Origin of the sequence: Ureibacillus sp. GCM10028918 (assembly GCF_042666115.1) — a bacterium.
Classification (GTDB): domain Bacteria; phylum Bacillota; class Bacilli; order Bacillales_A; family Planococcaceae; genus Ureibacillus.
The window spans coordinates 178,436-197,471 of record NZ_JBHTFK010000017.1 but is presented as its reverse complement, the minus strand read 5'-3'; the positions used below and the strand labels follow the sequence as shown (position 1 = coordinate 197,471).

The 19,036-nt window shown below is 35.5% G+C and carries 19 protein-coding genes; 6 read left to right on the top strand and 13 right to left on the bottom strand.

What is annotated here, in order from left to right:
- Positions 1-89: 89 nt before the first annotated feature.
- Positions 90-488 (bottom strand): effector binding domain-containing protein, encoded by a 399-nt coding sequence (locus ACFQU5_RS13875; RefSeq protein WP_390288721.1) that lies wholly within the window; start codon positions 486-488, stop codon positions 90-92.
- A 420-nt stretch (positions 489-908) separates the two neighbouring features.
- Between ACFQU5_RS13875 and ACFQU5_RS13870 the strand changes: the two genes are divergently transcribed.
- The 4 genes from ACFQU5_RS13870 to ACFQU5_RS13855 are packed head-to-tail and all read left to right on the top strand — an operon-like array spanning position 909 to position 4,052.
- Positions 909-1,418 (top strand): hypothetical protein, encoded by a 510-nt coding sequence (locus ACFQU5_RS13870; RefSeq protein ID WP_390288719.1) that lies wholly within the window; start codon positions 909-911, stop codon positions 1,416-1,418.
- Positions 1,400-1,810, top strand: a complete 411-nt coding sequence (locus ACFQU5_RS13865; RefSeq protein WP_390289353.1) for a DoxX-like family protein — start codon at positions 1,400-1,402, stop codon at positions 1,808-1,810. The genes ACFQU5_RS13870 and ACFQU5_RS13865 overlap by 19 nt, the downstream gene beginning before the upstream one ends.
- 6 nt (positions 1,811-1,816) lie before the next feature.
- A complete protein-coding gene (locus ACFQU5_RS13860; RefSeq protein WP_390288717.1) occupies positions 1,817-2,428 on the top strand; it encodes a DUF4166 domain-containing protein in 612 nt (203 codons plus the stop codon).
- Complete coding sequence (locus ACFQU5_RS13855; RefSeq protein ID WP_390288715.1) at positions 2,418-4,052, top strand: YndJ family protein; 1,635 nt, start codon at positions 2,418-2,420, stop codon at positions 4,050-4,052. Before ACFQU5_RS13860 ends, ACFQU5_RS13855 begins: the two co-directional genes overlap by 11 nt.
- An 82-nt stretch (positions 4,053-4,134) precedes the next feature.
- On the opposite strand, the gene ACFQU5_RS13850 is transcribed toward ACFQU5_RS13855, so the two are convergent.
- The 7 genes from ACFQU5_RS13850 to ACFQU5_RS13820 all read right to left on the bottom strand — a co-directional run bounded on the left by ACFQU5_RS13850 (position 4,135) and on the right by ACFQU5_RS13820 (position 8,576).
- Positions 4,135-4,599 carry a hypothetical protein gene (locus ACFQU5_RS13850; protein ID WP_390288713.1) on the bottom strand — a complete coding sequence of 155 codons (465 nt, stop codon included), beginning with the start codon at positions 4,597-4,599 and terminating at the stop codon, positions 4,135-4,137.
- A 36-nt stretch (positions 4,600-4,635) separates the two neighbouring features.
- Positions 4,636-5,382: a DUF3231 family protein gene (locus ACFQU5_RS13845; RefSeq protein ID WP_390288711.1), complete on the bottom strand. Its 747-nt coding sequence runs from the start codon at positions 5,380-5,382 to the stop codon at positions 4,636-4,638.
- On the bottom strand, positions 5,375-5,656 hold the full coding sequence (locus ACFQU5_RS13840; protein ID WP_390288709.1) for a DUF3231 family protein: 282 nt from the start codon (positions 5,654-5,656) through the stop codon (positions 5,375-5,377). Before ACFQU5_RS13840 ends, ACFQU5_RS13845 begins: the two co-directional genes overlap by 8 nt.
- Before the next feature lie 385 nt (positions 5,657-6,041).
- Entirely contained in the window at positions 6,042-6,455 is a 414-nt protein-coding gene (locus ACFQU5_RS13835; RefSeq protein ID WP_390288707.1) for a DUF350 domain-containing protein, read from the bottom strand.
- 24 nt (positions 6,456-6,479) lie between these two features.
- Positions 6,480-7,733 carry a glutathionylspermidine synthase family protein gene (locus tag ACFQU5_RS13830; RefSeq protein WP_390288705.1) on the bottom strand — a complete coding sequence of 418 codons (1,254 nt, stop codon included), beginning with the start codon at positions 7,731-7,733 and terminating at the stop codon, positions 6,480-6,482.
- Between the two features lie 2 nt (positions 7,734-7,735).
- Entirely contained in the window at positions 7,736-8,101 is a 366-nt protein-coding gene (locus tag ACFQU5_RS13825; protein ID WP_390288703.1) for a hypothetical protein, read from the bottom strand.
- A gap of 13 nt (positions 8,102-8,114) precedes the next feature.
- On the bottom strand, positions 8,115-8,576 hold the full coding sequence (locus tag ACFQU5_RS13820; RefSeq protein ID WP_390288701.1) for a hypothetical protein: 462 nt from the start codon (positions 8,574-8,576) through the stop codon (positions 8,115-8,117).
- A 326-nt stretch (positions 8,577-8,902) separates the two neighbouring features.
- Between ACFQU5_RS13820 and ACFQU5_RS13815 the strand changes: the two genes are divergently transcribed.
- Positions 8,903-9,250 (top strand): BRCT domain-containing protein, encoded by a 348-nt coding sequence (locus ACFQU5_RS13815; RefSeq protein WP_390288699.1) that lies wholly within the window; start codon positions 8,903-8,905, stop codon positions 9,248-9,250.
- A gap of 29 nt (positions 9,251-9,279) precedes the next feature.
- On the opposite strand, the gene ACFQU5_RS13810 is transcribed toward ACFQU5_RS13815, so the two are convergent.
- From ACFQU5_RS13810 to ACFQU5_RS13795, 4 genes are all read right to left on the bottom strand, one after another.
- Entirely contained in the window at positions 9,280-9,954 is a 675-nt protein-coding gene (locus ACFQU5_RS13810) for an HAD family hydrolase (RefSeq protein ID WP_390288697.1), read from the bottom strand.
- Between the two features lie 422 nt (positions 9,955-10,376).
- Positions 10,377-11,429, bottom strand: a complete 1,053-nt coding sequence (locus tag ACFQU5_RS13805; protein ID WP_390288695.1) for a zinc-binding dehydrogenase — start codon at positions 11,427-11,429, stop codon at positions 10,377-10,379.
- 13 nt (positions 11,430-11,442) lie between these two features.
- Positions 11,443-12,939 (bottom strand): aldehyde dehydrogenase family protein, encoded by a 1,497-nt coding sequence (locus ACFQU5_RS13800; RefSeq protein WP_390288693.1) that lies wholly within the window; start codon positions 12,937-12,939, stop codon positions 11,443-11,445.
- Positions 12,940-13,127: 188 nt separating this feature from the next.
- Positions 13,128-14,069 (bottom strand): alpha/beta hydrolase, encoded by a 942-nt coding sequence (locus ACFQU5_RS13795; protein ID WP_390288691.1) that lies wholly within the window; start codon positions 14,067-14,069, stop codon positions 13,128-13,130.
- 203 nt (positions 14,070-14,272) lie between these two features.
- On the opposite strand from ACFQU5_RS13795, the gene ACFQU5_RS13790 reads away from it, so the two are divergent.
- Positions 14,273-14,968 (top strand): response regulator transcription factor, encoded by a 696-nt coding sequence (locus ACFQU5_RS13790; protein ID WP_390288689.1) that lies wholly within the window; start codon positions 14,273-14,275, stop codon positions 14,966-14,968.
- Positions 14,969-16,073: 1,105 nt separating this feature from the next.
- On the opposite strand, the gene ACFQU5_RS13785 is transcribed toward ACFQU5_RS13790, so the two are convergent.
- Positions 16,074-18,851 carry a sensor domain-containing protein gene (locus ACFQU5_RS13785; protein ID WP_390288687.1) on the bottom strand — a complete coding sequence of 926 codons (2,778 nt, stop codon included), beginning with the start codon at positions 18,849-18,851 and terminating at the stop codon, positions 16,074-16,076.
- Between the last annotated feature and the right edge of the window lie 185 nt (positions 18,852-19,036).

Here is a 19,036-nt window from a genome sequence, read left to right as displayed (position 1 = left end):
CCTTTGCCATGATGTTTGCCCTATTTGTTATAAAGCTCCTTTTCTTTCAGAAGTTTTATTGGGGTTCAATACATAGGCAACGTAATTCATTACTTTACTGCTATATATATTTCAATATCTCCATTAGGGTAGTATTTTTCAAAATCATATGAGTATGCCCGTTTTAATGAACCTGTTTCCTCTTGACCCCATATTTTACTCCAAGTATTGAATACACCTTGTTGATCGTCTTTATCAACACTGAATATTTCATATTTCCCGGAATCTGATATCACTATAGCTGGCTCCTCACCGTTATTTTCAATCGCAATACTTAACGAATAATCCCCTTTATAATTACTTTCATAATTATGATAGATACCGTATATATTGTTTTCGTGTTTAACAAGAGTATCTGAAGCATCCTTCCACAAATCTGAAATTTTTTGCAGCATATGCTCATCGTTAAAATTATTCGTTCTACTACTTTTTATGATTGTTAATTTCATCCTTATCCTTCCCTTCTTATATCTGTAGTTAAAGATTCAACATAAATTTCCAATTCCCTTTTATAATGCAATGCCATAGCACCTAAATGAATATGTGATTGAGATAAAATTGGATTTTCACACCCTCCTTTTAGTTTTTTTGTATAATAAAGGAAGAATATTACGATTTTATTAAACTAGCAATGGTAGGTGCAAAGAATTGAAAGATAAAAAGAGATTGCGTAATTATATAGCTTATTACGCTTTTTCAGTATTAGCGTTATTCTTGCTATTCCTTAATAATTTTTGATTGGATTCGTAGTTGTCGACGCGCTATTTACTTTTAAGTATTCTCGGTGGCTATAATGAAATAATACAACTCTATAACTCAAATAAATTTACTCTAAGATTGTAAATGATATTGACTGGAGGATTGATAGAGTGAAACGCAAGCCCGTTTATGTCGAAATTGAAATTTATACCGCAATGGATGAGCTATGGAGAGCAACTCAAACGCCGCATCTCCATGAACAGTGGGATCTACGTTTTTCTTCTATAACGTATTTGCCTAAAGAAGAAAATGAACCTCAACATTTTTCATATAAACGAAATCTTGGATTCGGTCAAACAATAGAGGGCTGGGGGATTTCCTCTGGTGGCCATGAAGGAAAATCTGGTGCCAGAACATCATCATTACATTTTGGGACAGATAATGCTCTATCCCCTATAAAAGAAGGAAAAGGATATTGGAAGTATGTACCAAATGAAAACGGTATTACTTTTTTAACTCAGTATGACTATGACGTACCTTTTGGCAGATTCGGTCAAATGTTGGATCGATTGCTGTTTCGTCCTCTGATTGGTTGGGGAACGGCCCTTAGTTTCGATGTTTTGAAGAGGTGGATGGAAAAAGGTGAAAGCCCAATCTCTCAATATTTGCGTTTTTTGTAAGCTGGTTCTTCACCGTCCTTTTTTGCTTTATATGGATTTATCATGGACTTATCCCGAAACTCATCTATACGCATCCTGAAGAGATTTCTATGGTAAAAAATTTAATTCCATTTTCTTATGATCAGGCTTATTGGATAGTAAAAGTCATTGGAGTAATCGAAGTCATTTTAGGCTTATTCTGGCTGTTACATAAAAAGAAAAGAAATCTATTTGGTTTGCAAATCATCGTATTTCCCGTTCTTGCCATAACGGCCATATTAGCCAATCCAAGTTCATTGTCACACCCCTTTAATCCTTTAACATTTAATATTAGTCTATTGTTTATTTCACTAATAGGCTTTTTCATGAGTAAAGATGTACCTTCAGCAACTACTTGTAAGAGAAAGAGATGAGGATTAATGTCGGTTTATAAAAAGGTATTGGATAAAAAGTTTAATAGGTTGCATCCTATGTTGCAAAAGAGATATGAATTTTCAAATCATGAGCCCTTTCAAGCAGAGGGTGTGATGAAAAGTATTAAAGGGGGGCCAAAACTTCTTTATCCATTATTGTGGCTGGGTATAAAAAGAAAATTACTTTTTCCTGAATACGGAACTAGTATCCCCTTTAAAATTTTGAATACGCCTATGGTTGGAGCAAACGGCGAACAACAAATCCATTGGGAGAGAGTATTTTATTTTGAGAAGAAGAAAAGATATTTTAATGCCCTTATGAGCTTCGATCCTGAACGAAACTTGATTAAAGATTACCTAGGTGAGCCTAGTATACTCTACTCGGATTTAGTCTTTACCGTTTCTTCTGAGGGGAATTTGAAAATTGAATCTAGCAAACAACGACTGGTCATTGGAAAGATTGAATTACCTTTACCCAAAATATTTCAGGGCTTAGCAACCGTTACCGAAAAATATAGTGAAGAAAAGGGAGTTTTTCAGATATCAGTGGATGTCAGGAATCCGTTAATCGGTCATATTTTCTCGTATGAAGGAGAGTTCAACCCCAATGAGAAGTAAACGGATGCACTTTTCAGTTGTATTGTTCTTATTTGCAGTGTTTTTAGGACAAGACTCTACGTACCTATTAATGCTGACAGTTGCACAAGTCGCCTATGTTCCCCTCACTTTGCAATTGATTGTTAAAAAAAACGACTGGTTCGGACGTTTCTATTCTTATTTTTCCATACCAGCTTATATTTCTGTGATTCTTTTATATATCACTAACTATTCAGGTTGGGATTATTTGCTTGCAGGAATTTACTTGTTATTTACTTGTATTGTTGCAGCCTATGGTTTAAGCCGCTTTTTAACACGGGGTTTTGTTCATTTCGAAGAATTTTGCATCGATATTGCTCTTTTCAACTTATCCATTGGCGGGATGTGGTTCTTTGCACATATTGCAAACATCGATACGGGATTTTCACCCATTATTACTTGGCTGACTGCCATTCATTTTCATTACGCAGCTTTTTTATTGCCCATTTTTGTAGGTTTGCTTGGCAGAATCAATAAACCACCTTTCTATCCTCTTGCTGCAGGAATCATATTAATTTCACCTATGATCCTAGCAATTGGGATTAGCTTTTCTGTGTGGATTGAATGGATTTCAGTTGTGTTTTATATTATAGGAATCTATACTTTTATCTTCTTTACTTTGCGGGTACCGTTTTCACATCGATTGCAAAAATGGCTGGTTCATACATCATTCGGATCTTTAGGCGTGACTATTCTTTTTTCTTTTTTGTATGCGCTTGGTCGTTTATCGAACGACTTTTCTATCAGTATTGATTTTATGCTCCGATTTCATGGATTTTTTAATTGCATCTTATTTGCTTTATTAGGCGTAATCGGATGGGCTATCCGTGTTCCTCCGACAAAAACAAAAAATTGGACATTTCCAGTTAGTAAAATTCGTGGGACCATGGTAATTGGTGAAAAGACTTTAAATGTAATCGGAAATCGGCAAGAATCAGGTTCTTATAATGGATTGGTGGACGAACTGGATATATATGAGCCAGCTATCAATCTAAATACGCTCGCACCGACTGTTCGTGATTTTTATGAGAATACACTGGATTATCAACTTTATGCTGAAATCAAAAGGAAAAATTGGTTTAAGCCTTTTGCCGTTATCTATCGTTTGATTAGCGCAGTTATACAACAAATCAATCTGCCTTTATCAAGCAAACGCATTGAAATGACTGGCGACATCCTAAAGATTAACGAGGATTTGGACGGAAGAAGCCTCCCAAGAGCGTGGGTAAGAAAAATTAATGATAAAGTCACCTTTATTGCTTTATATTCATGGCACCGAACGAAAGAACGTACCTATATGAACATAGCTCTACCACTTCCATGGTCATCGATGATTGGAATCTTGGAATTAAACCAAATTGGCAATGAACTCCAATTATCCAGCAAGAAACAGCATGCAAATTTTGATACGGGCATCTATTTGGCCTGGAACAAGTACCTTCTAGCATTACCAATAGAAGAAACGTTTCATGTCAAAGAAACAGATGATGGAAGACTTTATGCGCAACATAATATGTGGTTTTTTTCTATTCCAATTTTAAAAATCACCTATCTCATTACTCGTCGTGACAGGTATTATAACCAAAAAGACGATTCCTTGAGTTGAAGGAATCGTCTTTTTTGTACTTATCAATGGAATAATATTTAGGATAAAGACATTTTCAAGAAAGAAGCCGAAATTCTATCTATTATCTTAATTTCATATGCCTTAAAGTTATTTTAATAAGTACACCGATGCCTATTCCCAGAATCAAAAATAGTATAGGCAAGAAAACAGGTCCGAATTGCACCCCAAATACCATTAGACTGGAGGAATAAATTACTCCGATAGTTCCGAAATAAGCACTAAACACAAATGGAATAAAGGAATAAGGTGACGTCTCTCCTTCAGCTTCCCGATAAGCATCCCAAATAGAAAACATATAGAGACATGGATAAAACATCAGCCATTGATAATTTGTTTGATCAATCGCTAATTGAATTTCACCTTGAAAGCTATATATGATCGAATTGTTAAGATTCGATTGAACGTTGATTAGGATTTCTAAAACTATCAAAAGTAATCCCTTAAGAAACCTGCCATTTAGGAGCTGCCCAAATCCTGGTAACGCAATACTCCAAAGGATTTTTTCTACTCGATTTTCTTTGGACATTTAGTCACTTCCTATTGTTATACCCCACCAATTAGATTATCTATTTTGGTTCTTATCTTTTGCCAATTGCTCCTTATCCATCGTTCCAGGTGGCTGTTCTAGCCACTCATTTTCAATCATAATATCAGCACCATCTTTTGCATATTGGCCAATTTCCAATGATAAACGTTCATAATTCATGACCAAATCACTGCGCTGACTTGCAGCTGCAGCTGTTGCATAGTTCCCTGTACCAATTGCAGTTAACAGAGACATATGGAACATTGCCAACTTATCCGAAAAGGGAGGTGTAGTAGAATTCGTAAATGATACTTCTGAGGAACCAGGTGTTGCTGTATCATTATCTATAAGCAATTGTGTAAAAATTTGAATATGCTTTTTCGAAATCTCACTACCTCTTAACATCCATTTCTGAATCTTTTCTTCCGAAGTTGTTTGAGCAAAGCTTAGAGCTAGTTCACTACCTAATGTGTTAGTTGTTAAATTCATAAATAAATAAGCTATTTCTATGGCGTTTAATGGTCGTTTATTTGTAAATGGATTTAATCCACTTAAGTATTTCTTGCTGCCTACAAAGTCTGTTTTTGTAGGATAGTTAATAAAAGGGGGTCGAACAAAAATCCCTTTTGAAAGAGATATTTCGACACCAGAGTCAAATAAGTTAGATGTTTCGGAAAGTGCCTCCATGAAATAGGCTCTTATATCCGTTCTGGTACTCATGGCGATAAATCCACTATACGCAAGTAAACCTGCGCTTGATGTGTGATCGATATAATTAAGCATGAATCCAATCCATATATAGACGGGGGGCATTCATATCGACATCTTCACTTGTAAACCCTGTTGGTAATGGAATTTGTTCTTCTTGAAAAATGCTTGTTAGTTTCTCAATATGGGTAGAGGCAAGGTCGTAAGCTTGTTTAATAATCGAACGGATTTCTGCGTCCTCTACATCTTTTAAGAAATAGCCTAAAACACATTTGGACATAGTATCATTCATGTAAGCAGTCCAAATGGAAGCAATTTCAGCAGAAGTTAGTTTTTGCTGTTCAGTCATAATTTGATTCCTCCTAAGATTAATCACACGTTTAGTTAGTCTTTACAACAATTAAAATATTATGACTGTATTCAAGGTCAATAACACCCTGCCTTTGCTTTCATTATGCCGAGCTAATAAAGTAAGTCTTTATAGAAATAAGATTCTATATGGGATGATTTCTACAGTTTTTGAAGCATTATTCGAGACAAACGTTTAATCGTATCTGCACTATAATTTAATGTACACAATCTTACTCTTTACAATTCCCCATAAATTATTATTACCAATTTGTCAGATCTAAAAAAAGACAAAAAAAGGACACTCCTTATTGTACAAAACAAATATGGAATGTCCTTTGTTCTTCCTGTTATAAAGCAATATGCACTCAAATTGTCCCTAATGATTAGTAAGTTAAACTTCCTGCTACAATCAATCCAACAGTAATCCCTAATGCAAATAAACTAAATCCTACAGCTGTATTTCCTTCCTCTACTTTTTTCGCTAGATCTGTTTTTGGTGTAAGTACATATTCAATAAATAAATACACTACTACTTGTACGACAATGCCGATTAATCCCCAAATAAAGGCATCCAGTAAATTAACGCTTGAAGACCAAACTGTATATATGGTGATACCTAAACCTATCACTTTGCCCCATAGCTTGAATGCAACAGCCAGATTCCCTTCCTGGATTAACTTCCATTCAGAGAATTTTGTTGTGAAGGCAAAGGCTATTGTTCCGATTAAAATCAGAACTAGGCCAACCCCTATGTATTGAAGAAAATTTAAAAAACTTGCCCATGATATAAATTCCATTTATTATCCTTATCCTCTCTTTCGTTAGATACCTATTGGTAAAAAATATGAAGTGTTATCCGTAATTTGTCCTCCGGCACGCACACCAATTGCACTAGCCTCTCCATTGATATAGAAAGAACCATACATATAATGTGCTCGTTTAGGTCCTTGTACAGTTTGAATATCAATTTGTGGAAGCTCTATAAATTCCTGATAAACCGATAGTTCCTCTTGGTAGGTTTTATGTGTATCTTCCGCTACTTTAGTGCCTGTACTTGAATAAATCTCAACCGTATCCCCTTCACGACCGAAGGCTGGTTTCTTCACATACGTTTGTCCTTTGTGCAAAAATTCATCCGGATCTAAGTAAGTCGCTAAAAAATATCTCTCAATAATCTCATGTTCTTCTTGTGTATAGAAGCTATGCCGTTCTTCATGCAGCCCCCATATTAGTGCCATAATCGCCTTTGATTGAAGTAAAAAAGCAGATGGTGGATTTAAAATAGCTAACTCCTTTTGTTCTACTAGCTTCATTAGCATCTGTCCTACTTTTTCCTTTGTTAAAGGGTCTTCATCATGTATCAAATGTTCTATTGGATACGTTTGTCTATATAACAAGTCAATTTTATTGCCGTTTGCATCGTAGAGTCCAGGAGATAAAATGATTTGCCTACTCTCAATAATCGGTTCATTGACAATTCGAAGCTGATTAAAATCCATATATCGACTATCTATTTCCAATAATTCTTTTAAATACAGTGTTGTATGTTTATCTTCTTCATTATCGGGATGTGATGCGAAAATAATGTTAGAACCTTTTATTGGAGCACAATATGTTACAGCTGTTAATAATGCTTTTCTTAATTGTTCTTCATATCCGGCGTTTGGGTTTTCCATTTGAAAATAGTCACACACTTTCCCGTTTACATAGAATGTTTCTTTTATAAACGTTGGTGTGTCTGCATTGAGCTCAAGCAACTTTATTTTATCGCCCATTACAACCAAATCCAGACGAGCAATGACACTTTCTATTGGAGTTGTCTTCAAGCGAAGAAATGCGTGCGTTTCCCTGGGAAATCCCAAACGTGCAAATGTCTCATTATCTAGTCGGCGCAATAAAGGCGCGGTTTTATAAAAAATATGGCCAATCTGTTCGGTAGCCAACCGTAGACGTTCTATGTTTTTAACAGATTCTTTTTTAATATCTAATAAAGCATACTCTTCCCCAGAGATGTCATGCCAGAAATTGTCTATTTGGCTATAGAACATTTGGCGTTTTTCAATAAATCCATCCATTTTTATCCACCAAAACCGGCCTTAGTTCCACTACCGATTCCTGATTTATAAGTAGAAGAACCCGAAGTCGAATTAGTTGATGTATTCGTTTTAGATGTTGAATTGATTGCTGAGTTACTCTTATAAAGAGAACTACTCGTTAATTTTTTCTTGGAGTCGTAATAATGACCTCCATAAAAATAGTGTCCTGCACGAACAGAATCGTCATCATCGCAATAATAAGACTCTGTCGTACGATCCCACTCCCAATCATCACAATCTGTTCCAGTTGGCGCCCCATAAGCTTCTTCTTCACCACCACACGCTGTTAGGGAAACTAAAGCTGCAGCCCCTATCACACCAACCATCATTTTCTTGGTCTTACTCATCTATATTTCCTCCCTATGTTACTAGCAAATATCCTGTAGGCTTTACATATAAAACATATACTCCCCTGTCCTCATCAATCTCGGCAGAATCACGTTCCCACTCATTTTTTTCGAGGTATGTAAAAACGCTACCGATGATACTCAAAATGTCCAAATGATTTGAGACATACTCCGTTGATAAAAGAGGATAATTTTGACGTCCATTTAACTCTCGAATTTCAAGTTTAATGCCACGTTCTGTATGTTCTACAGGTTCTATGGGCGCTTCCTCAAAAAGCTCTACATAAATAACAAATAAATTACCCTCAATAGAAGAGGAAAGTTGTTTGTATGTCTTTCCTTCCTTAATAAAAAACTCACACTCTCGTCTTGCTAATATTTGAGATAATTCAATTGTCGTGTAATAATAAATGGGTTCATATAAATTGGTTCCCTTGTGCAAACGATACTCTAACATGGCATTTTCAAATTTCATAACGTAAACTACCCTCCTAACACTAGTACACGATACTTTATTAAATCCTTAGGCTTCCTCCTTGTTTTTCATACGGATTTACTTTTTAACAGGTTTCAAAAATTTGTCATATCTAGCTTATCATTACTATCACACGAGTTATGGATTCATTAAAAAAGCTGTAGTTTAAGCAAATAATGTGCAATTAGAAATCCAGACAACTATATTATAAACCAAGGATTAGACAATGATATAATTGTAATGATATAAATCATGAAGACAACACTTATGAAAGTATTACTAATAAAAATGATGATTTTATTTCTATTCAATTTAGGAGAAGCGATATGAACCATAGTAAAGACAACACAGAAGTCATCCTTCTTTCAAACCCATCCAAACACTTTGTACATCCCTTCTATAACAAACGAATCGTTTTTACAGGAGCACTTTCCACTATGACACGTTCAGAAGCTGCCAAAAAAGTGCGCGCTTTTGGAGGGACTCTGCAAGGAGCCGTTACGAAGGAAACTGATTTTGTTATCCTTGGTAGCAATCGTCGTGGGATAAGTTCGAAACAATCAAAGGCGGAGCAGTTAATTAGCCTGGGCGTAGACATACAAATTATGTTTGAGGAGGATTTTATTTGGGTTTTATCTATTCCCAATAATCATCTACCATCACCCCAAATTTGAAGATTATTAAATAAATGAGAGGAGTTAAATTAAGTAAGATAACTTAGTAATCCATCAAAAGAATAAATCTCGGCATATGGTTTTATTTCGGTATCATTCTTATTTATGTTGGGATTGAACCAAATGCCCTTTATATTGGCGTTCTGACACCCCCCCATATCCTTTTCTATGTCATCTCCAACGAATAATGCTTCTTCAGGTTGCACATCAAGCTTATTCAACGCTAATTCAAATATGCGTTTGTCCGGCTTACTATATCCCACTTCTTCAGAAATTAATACTATATCAAAACAACTGTTTAAATTAGTATTAGTGATTTTAGCTTTTTGTCTCTGAGTTGAGCCGTTTGTTATAATCCCAACCTTAGCACGCTTCTTTATAGCCTTTACAGTATTTATAGAATTTTGGTCTATAGAAAAACAGTTAGGGAAATTATTATTCCAAAAATCCTGAATAAAATCACGCCGCAAGCTATATTTTGGTGGAAATTCACCAAAAAAAGATTCAAAAACTTTTGTTTTATCACCATTGCCGTAGTCTCTTTTATCATATTCTCTGAATTTCAGCAACATATCATTTTTTAATGATTCTTTAACACCTTCATAAAACTTACCTAAAATAATTAAAAACATTTTATCTACTGCCTGATTTCTATTAAGCAATGTATCATCTAAATCAAATAGTATTGCTTTATAACCACCCAAAAATAACTTCACTACCTTCCTTACATTTTTGCTAAAACAAACTACCTTTATTTAGTACATTTAAGGTTACGCATTTCAATAATCTTACTCTTGAATGAAAACAAACGCATTTCTTAGTGATACATCTAATCAACACCTTGCAATTAAGTTTGTTGGGGATGTACTATCACTGTCATTGAAACGCTCTTTTGTGTTACCTATAGTTTATAGCACATCTTTAAGAAATAGTAGAAGACAACAGGCAATTCTTTCAATATGAACTTGAAAAGAGTTGGGGGTTGATTTTTATTTTAGACTATTTAATCCAACCACCTAATTTAAGAAAAGAAGTAATACCACTTCTGCTAGACAATGCTAATAAAATTTGTCTTTCAAAAAAACTGTAGACAAACCGGTCTTCCGGTTTATCTACAGTCAATAATTTATACTCCAACAGTACTATTACTGAATTCAGTTACAATATACGTACCTGACGTATTAAAGTTACTCATTTCTTCAAATATTTTCGTTACATCAGATAATGCAATTTGAGCTGTGACCATTTTACCCGGTGTAATTTTCTCCTGTAATACTAAAGGCAGTAATGAATCGAAACGGTGATTTGGCATTCCTAGCGTACCAATAAATTGGATTTCCTGCATAACCATTAGGTCAATTGGTAATGCAACTTTGCCGCCTTCAACTTTTGTTGTTACACCAACTTGCAGATGACGTCCGCGTTTTGCTAAGCTATTGATTCCATTTAAGCAAGTATCCGCAATACCTAGAGCATCTATTGAAACATTTGCTCCTCCTCCAGTAATATCCCTTACTGCTTCAACAGGATCTACTTCTTTACTATTGATGACAACATGGGCACCCATTTGTTTGGCAAGTTCTAGATTTTTAGGATTAATATCTACACCAATGACAGTTGCGCCGATTGAGGATGCAATATTAATCGCGTTAAGACCAACACCTCCACAGCCGTATACGACTACCCACTCACCAGGTGCTACATTCGCTCGATCTACAACACCATGGAAAGCTGTCATTAAACGACATCCCAATGCAGCACCATCTAAAAAGCTAATTTCATCTGGTAAATGAATAATATTTCGGTCACCAAGGGGAACACCCACATATTCAGCGTAGCCTCCATCATATGTCGTACCTGGAATAAAGGATGAGTGACAAAGGTTGGAATGGCCTTGTTGACAATATAGGCAAGTTCCATCACTGCCTGAGAATGGAACAATGACACGATCGCCCTTTTTAAAATTTACAACATTTTTACCTACTTCTTCGACTACGCCAGTAAATTCATGTCCCAATATTTTTTGCGTAATTGGAATATCCCCAGCCCAATAGTGCCAGTCACTTCTGCAAACACCATTTGCTTTTACCTTAACGATGACGCCATTTTCATCGATTGTTGGGTCCGCTACCTCTTGAACAAATGCATTTTTTACGCCTTCAATAACTAATGCTTTCATGTAACACCTCTCCTTATCCTAATTTGATTGCGACACTTTTAACTTTTGTATATGCTTCAATTCCTGATAACCCTAACTCGGAGCCGACCCCACTTTGTTTAAATCCTGTCAAAGGAATATTATCATCATTCAAGTAGTATTCATTGACCCAAACAGACCCTGCATTTAATGATTCAATCATTTTATGAGCTGTATTTAAGTTTGTTGTCCAAACACCCGAAGCAAGTCCATATTCTGTTGCGTTAGCACGTTCAATTACTTCTTCAATAGAATCAAAAGGCAAAATGCAGAGTACAGGGCCAAAAATCTCCTCGTACACAGCCTGGCACGATTCATCGAGTCCTTCTATAATTGTTGGTAGATAGAAGTTCCCTTTTGCGAGTTCAACTTGTTCAGGGCGTTTTCCACCAGTAAGAATATTTGCGCCATCTCTTTTTGCTAATTCAATATATCTTTCAACTGTCTCGACTTGCGCTTCCGAAACAAGTGGTCCCATTTGCGAATCCGGATTTAATGGATCACCTAGAACAAAACTTTCAGCGATTTCTACAAGTCTTTCTTTCACTTCCTCATAAACAGCACGCTCAACATATAAACGAGAGCCTGCCGCACACACCTGTCCAGTATTCATCAGTATCGCTGTAATTGCACCAGTTACTGCCTTATCTAAATCTGCGTCTGCAAAAATAATATTCGGCGACTTGCCACCCAATTCAAGTGTGATTTTTTTCAATGAATTAGAGGCTTTTTCCATGATGCGTTTTCCAACAACCGTCGAACCAGTGAATCCAATTTTATCGATATCTGGGTGTGACGTTATCGCTTCACCAAGTTTCCCGCCTGATCCTGTTACAATATTTACAACCCCAGGTGGGAAACCAGCTTGTTCTACTAACTTACCAATATATAAAGTGGATAAAGATGTTTGTTGAGAAGGTTTTAATACAACTGTATTACCTGCTGCAAGAGGTGCTGCCAATTTCCAGCATGCACCTAATGCCGGGAAATTCCATGAAGTAATTTGACCGCATACACCAATTGGTTCTCGTTTTGTATATGCATGAATATCTCCGCCGCCAGTTAGTTCAACCGTATCTCCGTAAAGCTTTGTTGCCCACCCCGCATAATAACGTACATGATGGACTGCATTTTGTGCGAACCCACCTGCCACAGCGAGTGTGCCACCATAATCAAGTGCATCAAGTTGTGTGATTACTTCTAGATTTTCTTCCATTAAATCCGCTAATTTATTTAACAATCTAGCCCTCTCTCTAGGAGCGGTCTTTTTCCAGCCACCTTCAAAAGCACTTCTTGCTGCCTTTACAGCACAATCAACGTCTTCTTCATCACCTTCGTAAATTTTTGCCAATACTTCATTTGTTGTTGGATTGATAGAATCATATACTTTTCCTTTTGCAGCTGGAACCCAATTCCCATCGATAAACATGTCTTTTAGTCCTACTAAAAACTCTTGGACCTTTTCATTGATTGATGTAGTTTGTATCGTCATTTTCATTCCTCCAAATTACGATTTTAACTTCAAATTTCAATATAAACCTTTTATCCATTTTCATCGCTTCACTTCAGTGCAAATATGACCATAATTGTCTAATCCACCTAAAAAACCACGGGAGTTCCCTGCGTCATAGGGTCCTGTCCTGTATATCATGATTCCATTTTTGTAAATATTGTACTGTTTTACACTTCTTGTTTTACTTTGTTTAAGAAACTCACAATATATTGTACTGATTGTTTTGTTTCATCCCCAAAGAAATCCATGTTACTGTAAAAACCATGAATTACACCTGGTATCGTTTCATATTGAACATTAACGCCGTCTTGTGTTAACTTTTCTGCATACGCGACCCCTTCATCTAATAGCACATCATTTTCAGCAGCAATAATAATCGCTGGGGGTAAACCTTGAATAGTATCGTATTTTAATGGAGAAACATCCGGCTCATCGTAAAGTTTTTCATCGCCAACATAATGGATGCCAAACCATTTCATTAAATCGCGATCCAATCCGAATCCTTCAGCAAATTGATTATACGAATCTGTGTCAAATTCCAGGTTTGTTACTGGATAAATAAGAATTTGTGATTGTATGGTGGGACCATTATTGTCTAATGCTTTTTTCGCAATAACAGTAGATAAGTTTCCACCCGCACTATCCCCTCCAACTGAAATTTCATTTGGAATTACATTGATTTCTGCAGAGTTTGCAGCTACCCATTCCAGTGCTGCGTAACAGTCTTCAATGGGAGTTGGATATGGATACTCCGGTGCCAAACGGTAATCAACGGATATCACAACTACCTTCCCTTCAGTTGCAACTAATCGATTCGCCGCTTCAAACATTTCAACAGAACCAATTACCCATCCACCACCGTGATAATATACTAGAGCAGGGAATGGCCCTTCTCCTTCAGGAGTATAAATGCGCAGACGGATTTCTTCTCCATCTTTTACTTTTATAAAGCGTTCCTCTATTTGATGAATACTTGGTAGATTATCTTGAGGTAAAACCGGGGCTTGAGCTTGGATTGCTTTTAATTCGATTGGATCAAATGATTCAATCTTTGGTCCGTTATAAAAATTCTCCAAATATACCTTTGCTCTATCAGTTAAATTTGCCAATATATCTCCCTCCTTTTAATTAGAAAAATTTGAAAACTCTTACATTTTTATTTTATAATTAAAATTATTTAATAGATATTCCTTCTTTTCGAGAAAAAACATATACTTTAGTGCGGAAAATCGTATTTTTTATATATTTTTCGGTAATGTACTGCATATATAGAACAATTAAGGAGCTTTCATAGATAAGGGGGAAATGTTTGGTGCTTGTGGTAAAAAGTTTGGAACACAATCTAGAAAAAATTAAAACAATCGAAGATCAAGAAAAAAAAATCAAATTATTGATAGAATGCTTTATTACAAATTTTTCTTTAGAAGAAGCAATGCTTTTTCGCTATTCACCCATTGATCATTTGGCAGAAGGAATTTTTTCGGCAACTCTATCTGAATTTAAAAGTATTACATCAATCCGTGATGATGTAACTACAATCCCAGCAATTTTTGAGGCAATCCAAACAAAAAGCCCCCGATACTTTGAGGGCAATGATTTTCATTTAAATATCTCAAGAAAATATATTATTTCTGAAAACCAGAATGCACTATTCGTCGTTCCTATCATTTTTAATCATGTCGTTATTGGATACTTTTTAAGTCCTAAAATTAATGCGTCTTTCAACCATCAACTAGAAATCGAAGCAAATTTATTCGGGAGAAAAGTGGGTGAAATTCTATTCAATTATTCAAATTATGTAGAAACAAATGAAATTAAATTATCCAATCGAGAATATGAAGTAATGAAATGTATTGCATTTGGCTATAGTACGAAACAAATTGCGCAGCTATTAGAAATTAGTGAAACGACGATTAAACAATATATTAAAAGTGTCATGGCCAAAACAAAGACATCAAACCGAACACATGCTGTAGCGTTTTTATTTCAAAATAAAGTTTTAAGTTAAGTTTTGCCGACTAAATTAACAAGGGGACCTTCAACTAATGAAAGTCCCCTTGTTTTATCCCTTGAAGATTATGTTATTATATATGAAGTTTTTCCTCTACTAGTAAAATGCGCATCACAACACTTTCTTCTTTATAAACTTGGTTACGCAACCTGCCCGGCATTATCCCTTTCACAGTGGGAGACTCGACTCTTTGTTTACTTTCTCTTGTTCCAATTCTGTAACATACACACTCTTTAGTTTTATTGAAAAAACCCACTGAACTATTTGCTTCAGACTTTAACTCAGATAATATGTTTGCAATTTTGTGCTTGTTTAGTAGTCTCTGTTAAAACTTACATAACGTACTCGTCATACGTTTTGTACTATTCGATAAATCCACTGACTCTCCTGGACCCTCAACTCTACTTTGGGTAGAAAAGTCACCTCATTCTAGTGTCTAGATTTGATTCATACTTACTCGGATGTACTTATATATATCTGAAAAAGAATATGAATAATGAAATTACTACAAATGCAAAGAACAGAAAAAAGATTGGGGTAACCAAGCATGTGGAAATAATAAAAACCCTGATACAAATGCTTCAAACTGTGACAAACGCGACGCTTATGTTCTATTTGGGTCGTCACCCTTCTGCCTGTCTTTTCTGACAAGTGTTTTCTAGACTGGCCGCGTCCCTATTTAATTTTAAAAAGTAATTAAAAAAACGTGTAGACAAAGTCGATTTTGACTTTGTCTACACTCTGAAGCCCTAGTTATACTGGGGCTTTATCATTAACGCAATTCAAATGATTGTACAGATTCACTTTTGTTGTATTCTTCTTTAGATGTTGTGGCCTTAACTTGATATTTCCCTTTTAGAGTAGTCAATTTAGAAGTACTATAAGCCACCTTAAATTGACCATACGCATTTGTTGTGCCATTGTATACATTTCCAATCCCAAGTGAATTATAGGCAACTTTTTCAACTGATTTAACATGGGTTTTTTTTTTATTGCCGCAATTGATGCAGCAGAAAAGACACCCATTATCCGTGGGTGCCTCAAATTAGTGATATATTTAGGTAGAGGTCGAGGAAAATTCCGCTGTATCCTCTTCTCAATTTTATAGTAATAGTGCAGCCATTAGTTCACCAGTCAAGGGAGGAGAAAAATAGTACCCTTGATATTGGTCACAACCAAGTTTTGTTAAGTAGTGAAGTTGCTCTTCTGTTTCTACACCTTCAGCTACAATCTTCAAGTTCAAATGTTTCCCCATTGAGATAATGAGTGAAGTTATAGCCATGTCCTCTTCATCGCTTGGTATATCTTTAATAAAACTTCGGTCTATCTTTAAAATATCAATCGGAAAACGTTTTAAATGGGCTAAGGAGGAATACCCTGTTCCGAAATCATCAATGGCAATACAAATACCAATATTTTTCAGTTCATTTAGCACATACAATGTTGTATCAAGATCTTTCATCATAGCACTTTCCGTTATCTCAAACTCTAAGTTACAGGGTTCGATTTGGTATTCTTGTATGATGTCTTTCACAGTATAAACTAAATTCCTCGATAAAATCTGCTTTAAAGAAAGGTTGATTGCCACGGGTACCATTTGTAAACCCTTGGATTGCCATTCTTTTATTTTTCTGCATACCTCGCTTACAATCCATTCACCCATAGGTACAATAAAGCCGCTTTCCTCAGCTATGTGGATGAACTCCATGGGGGAAATTGAACCTAGTTCCGGATGTTTCCACCTAATGAGAGCCTCGCAGCCAACAATCTGATTTGTTTTCAGTTCCACCTTTGGTTGATACATTACAAACAGTTCTTTATTTAGAATTGCTTTTCGCAAGTGGGTTTCTAAGTATAGTTTATTATGTTTATGGTCGGGGTCTGTGGTCTGAAAAAATTCATATATATTTTTTCCCTTTTCTTTCGAGTAGTACATAGCGATATCAGCTTGCTTCATTAGTTCCTGGCTATCTTTACTATTTGTGGGGTAAAGGCTAATTCCAATGCTCGATGAAATATGAATTTTATTTTCATTTACATTAAATGATGCTTCAAAGGAAGTTAAAATTTTCTTTGCTAAATCTTCTATCAGTCTCAAGTCTGCTAAATTCTTCACCAACAGGGCAAATTCATCCCCACCCATTCTGGCTAGTAAATCATCTGGCCTTATTTGTTTTTGTAACCTCTTTGTTACTTCTATTAAAAGCTGATCTCCTATATGATGTCCCAAAGTATCATTAACAACCTTAAAACGGTCCAAATCGAAATAAAAAACTGCGAAGTGTTCGTTTGATCGTTCTGCTTGATGAATATATTCTTCTAATTCCTCGTCAAACAACCTTCTATTTGGTAATCCTGTTAACATATCATGATAAGCCAAGTAATGGAGTTGTCCCTCGAATGCTTTGCGTTCTGTAATATCTCTTGATACGACCACTATAGAGGTCACATCATTTTCCTGCAAAACTGGAGATAATATACTCTCGGTCCATTTCCAATTATTATCTAGCGTTTTTAATCGTACGACTGTCGAGATACTACTAGCGTTAGTTAATACATTGTTTATAGCTTCCATAGCAGTGGTCAAATCATCTGGATAAATCAAACTTAAGATATTTTTCCCAAGCATATATTCAGGGTTAAAACCGAGTACTTTTTGATGTGAAGGCGAAGCATACGTTATATGAAATGAAGGGTCCAAAATTTGAATCATATCACTTGAATTTTCACTAATAATTCTATATCGTTCTTCACTTTCCTTAAGTTCCTTTTCTACTTGTATTCTTTTTGTTATATCTACTACCGAGCCAATTACCTCTACCACTTTACCCTCTTTATAGATTGGACGAAGTGCCCCAAAATACACTATGGAACTATTTTTAAGCGTTCCCTCATAATTGACGATTTCTCCTGACCAAGCTTTTTCATAGTAATTGGTTAGCCTTGCCGCTTCTTCTGGATCAAGTATTTGTTTCAATGTTTTCCCTACGACAGCGTCAGGAGTAAGTCCTATATTATACGCCAATTCGCCATCGTAAAGTGTATGGACAAACTCATTTCCATGTTTCGTATATTTAAAAATGATGCCTTGTTGTTGCCTGATTGTATTTTTTAATGTTTTTTCCATCTCGCTTACGGCATGAATCGCCTTTTTTTTATCAGTTATATCAATTGCTATACCATAAATGCCAATAATTTTATTCAAGAAAGAAATAGGAATGGTTTTATACTCAATCTCTCTGATTTCTCCATCTTTCCGGATTACTTTAACTTCACTGGTTTGGGGGATTCCCTTCTTTACTTGGTTGAAGTTGTTAATCGTTTTCTGCAAGTTCTCTGGTACAACAATTTGTTGAAAATTTGTTTCACGAAATTCTTCAATAGAATAACCCAACATTTTTTCAAATTGTTTGTTGACTTCTTTAAAATAACCACTAACATCTAATAAAAAAATAGCAGCTGAACTTTCTTCAAAAAGGGTTTTATAAAATTTTTCCGCTTTTAACCTTTCGGTAATTTCCCTTCCAATTACCACAATGGATTCAGGCTTTCCCTTTTCATCATAAAGAGGTACTTTTACGACATTAAAAATGCATTGTTCACCATTTACAGGTACAACTTCTTCAAATACGACCTGCTTTCCTTTTTCCCACGTTTGGCTGTCGGACTCCTGGAAATAAGGAACAAGCGGCTTATAGTGTGGGTAAAACTCCCCTAATTCCTCTTCAGTTTTATATTTATAATTTTCGTCTAAATCAAAAATTTCCAGAACCCTCTTGTTTGTTTCTAACCATCGTCCCTTGTCATCTTTCAATACAATAATATCTGGACTAGCTTGCAAGATGGTTTGTAAATGGATGTAGTGTTGTTTCTCTTTCATCTTCATAACCTACTTTTCCTGTGCTGATGAAATTAGCCGAATCACTCGTACGTTGAATATAGTTCTAACAGGTCATTTGATCAAATTTTGTTCCAAGTTAAATCCTCAATAAAAATGCTTCTAACTTTACCGCTACTTTTCACTTAACTTAAATATTCCCTTAAAAATCAAACTTGAATCATTAT

What these genes read in the sequence shown, in the direction of transcription:
- ACFQU5_RS13875 (WP_390288721.1), bottom strand. Translation starts at nt 488, where the DNA reads ATGAAATTAACAATCATAAAAAGTAGTAGAACGAATAATTTTAACGAT.
- ACFQU5_RS13860 (WP_390288717.1), top strand. Translation starts at nt 1,817, where the DNA reads ATGTCGGTTTATAAAAAGGTATTGGATAAAAAGTTTAATAGGTTGCAT.
- ACFQU5_RS13855 (WP_390288715.1), top strand. Translation starts at nt 2,418, where the DNA reads ATGAGAAGTAAACGGATGCACTTTTCAGTTGTATTGTTCTTATTTGCA.
- ACFQU5_RS13850 (WP_390288713.1), bottom strand. Translation starts at nt 4,599, where the DNA reads ATGTCCAAAGAAAATCGAGTAGAAAAAATCCTTTGGAGTATTGCGTTA.
- ACFQU5_RS13845 (WP_390288711.1), bottom strand. Translation starts at nt 5,382, where the DNA reads ATGCTTAATTATATCGATCACACATCAAGCGCAGGTTTACTTGCGTAT.
- ACFQU5_RS13840 (WP_390288709.1), bottom strand. Translation starts at nt 5,656, where the DNA reads ATGACTGAACAGCAAAAACTAACTTCTGCTGAAATTGCTTCCATTTGG.
- ACFQU5_RS13835 (WP_390288707.1), bottom strand. Translation starts at nt 6,455, where the DNA reads ATGGAATTTATATCATGGGCAAGTTTTTTAAATTTTCTTCAATACATA.
- ACFQU5_RS13830 (WP_390288705.1), bottom strand. Translation starts at nt 7,733, where the DNA reads ATGGATGGATTTATTGAAAAACGCCAAATGTTCTATAGCCAAATAGAC.
- ACFQU5_RS13825 (WP_390288703.1), bottom strand. Translation starts at nt 8,101, where the DNA reads ATGAGTAAGACCAAGAAAATGATGGTTGGTGTGATAGGGGCTGCAGCT.
- ACFQU5_RS13820 (WP_390288701.1), bottom strand. Translation starts at nt 8,576, where the DNA reads ATGAAATTTGAAAATGCCATGTTAGAGTATCGTTTGCACAAGGGAACC.
- ACFQU5_RS13815 (WP_390288699.1), top strand. Translation starts at nt 8,903, where the DNA reads ATGAACCATAGTAAAGACAACACAGAAGTCATCCTTCTTTCAAACCCA.
- ACFQU5_RS13805 (WP_390288695.1), bottom strand. Translation starts at nt 11,429, where the DNA reads ATGAAAGCATTAGTTATTGAAGGCGTAAAAAATGCATTTGTTCAAGAG.
- ACFQU5_RS13800 (WP_390288693.1), bottom strand. Translation starts at nt 12,939, where the DNA reads ATGACGATACAAACTACATCAATCAATGAAAAGGTCCAAGAGTTTTTA.
- ACFQU5_RS13785 (WP_390288687.1), bottom strand. Translation starts at nt 18,851, where the DNA reads ATGAAAGAGAAACAACACTACATCCATTTACAAACCATCTTGCAAGCT.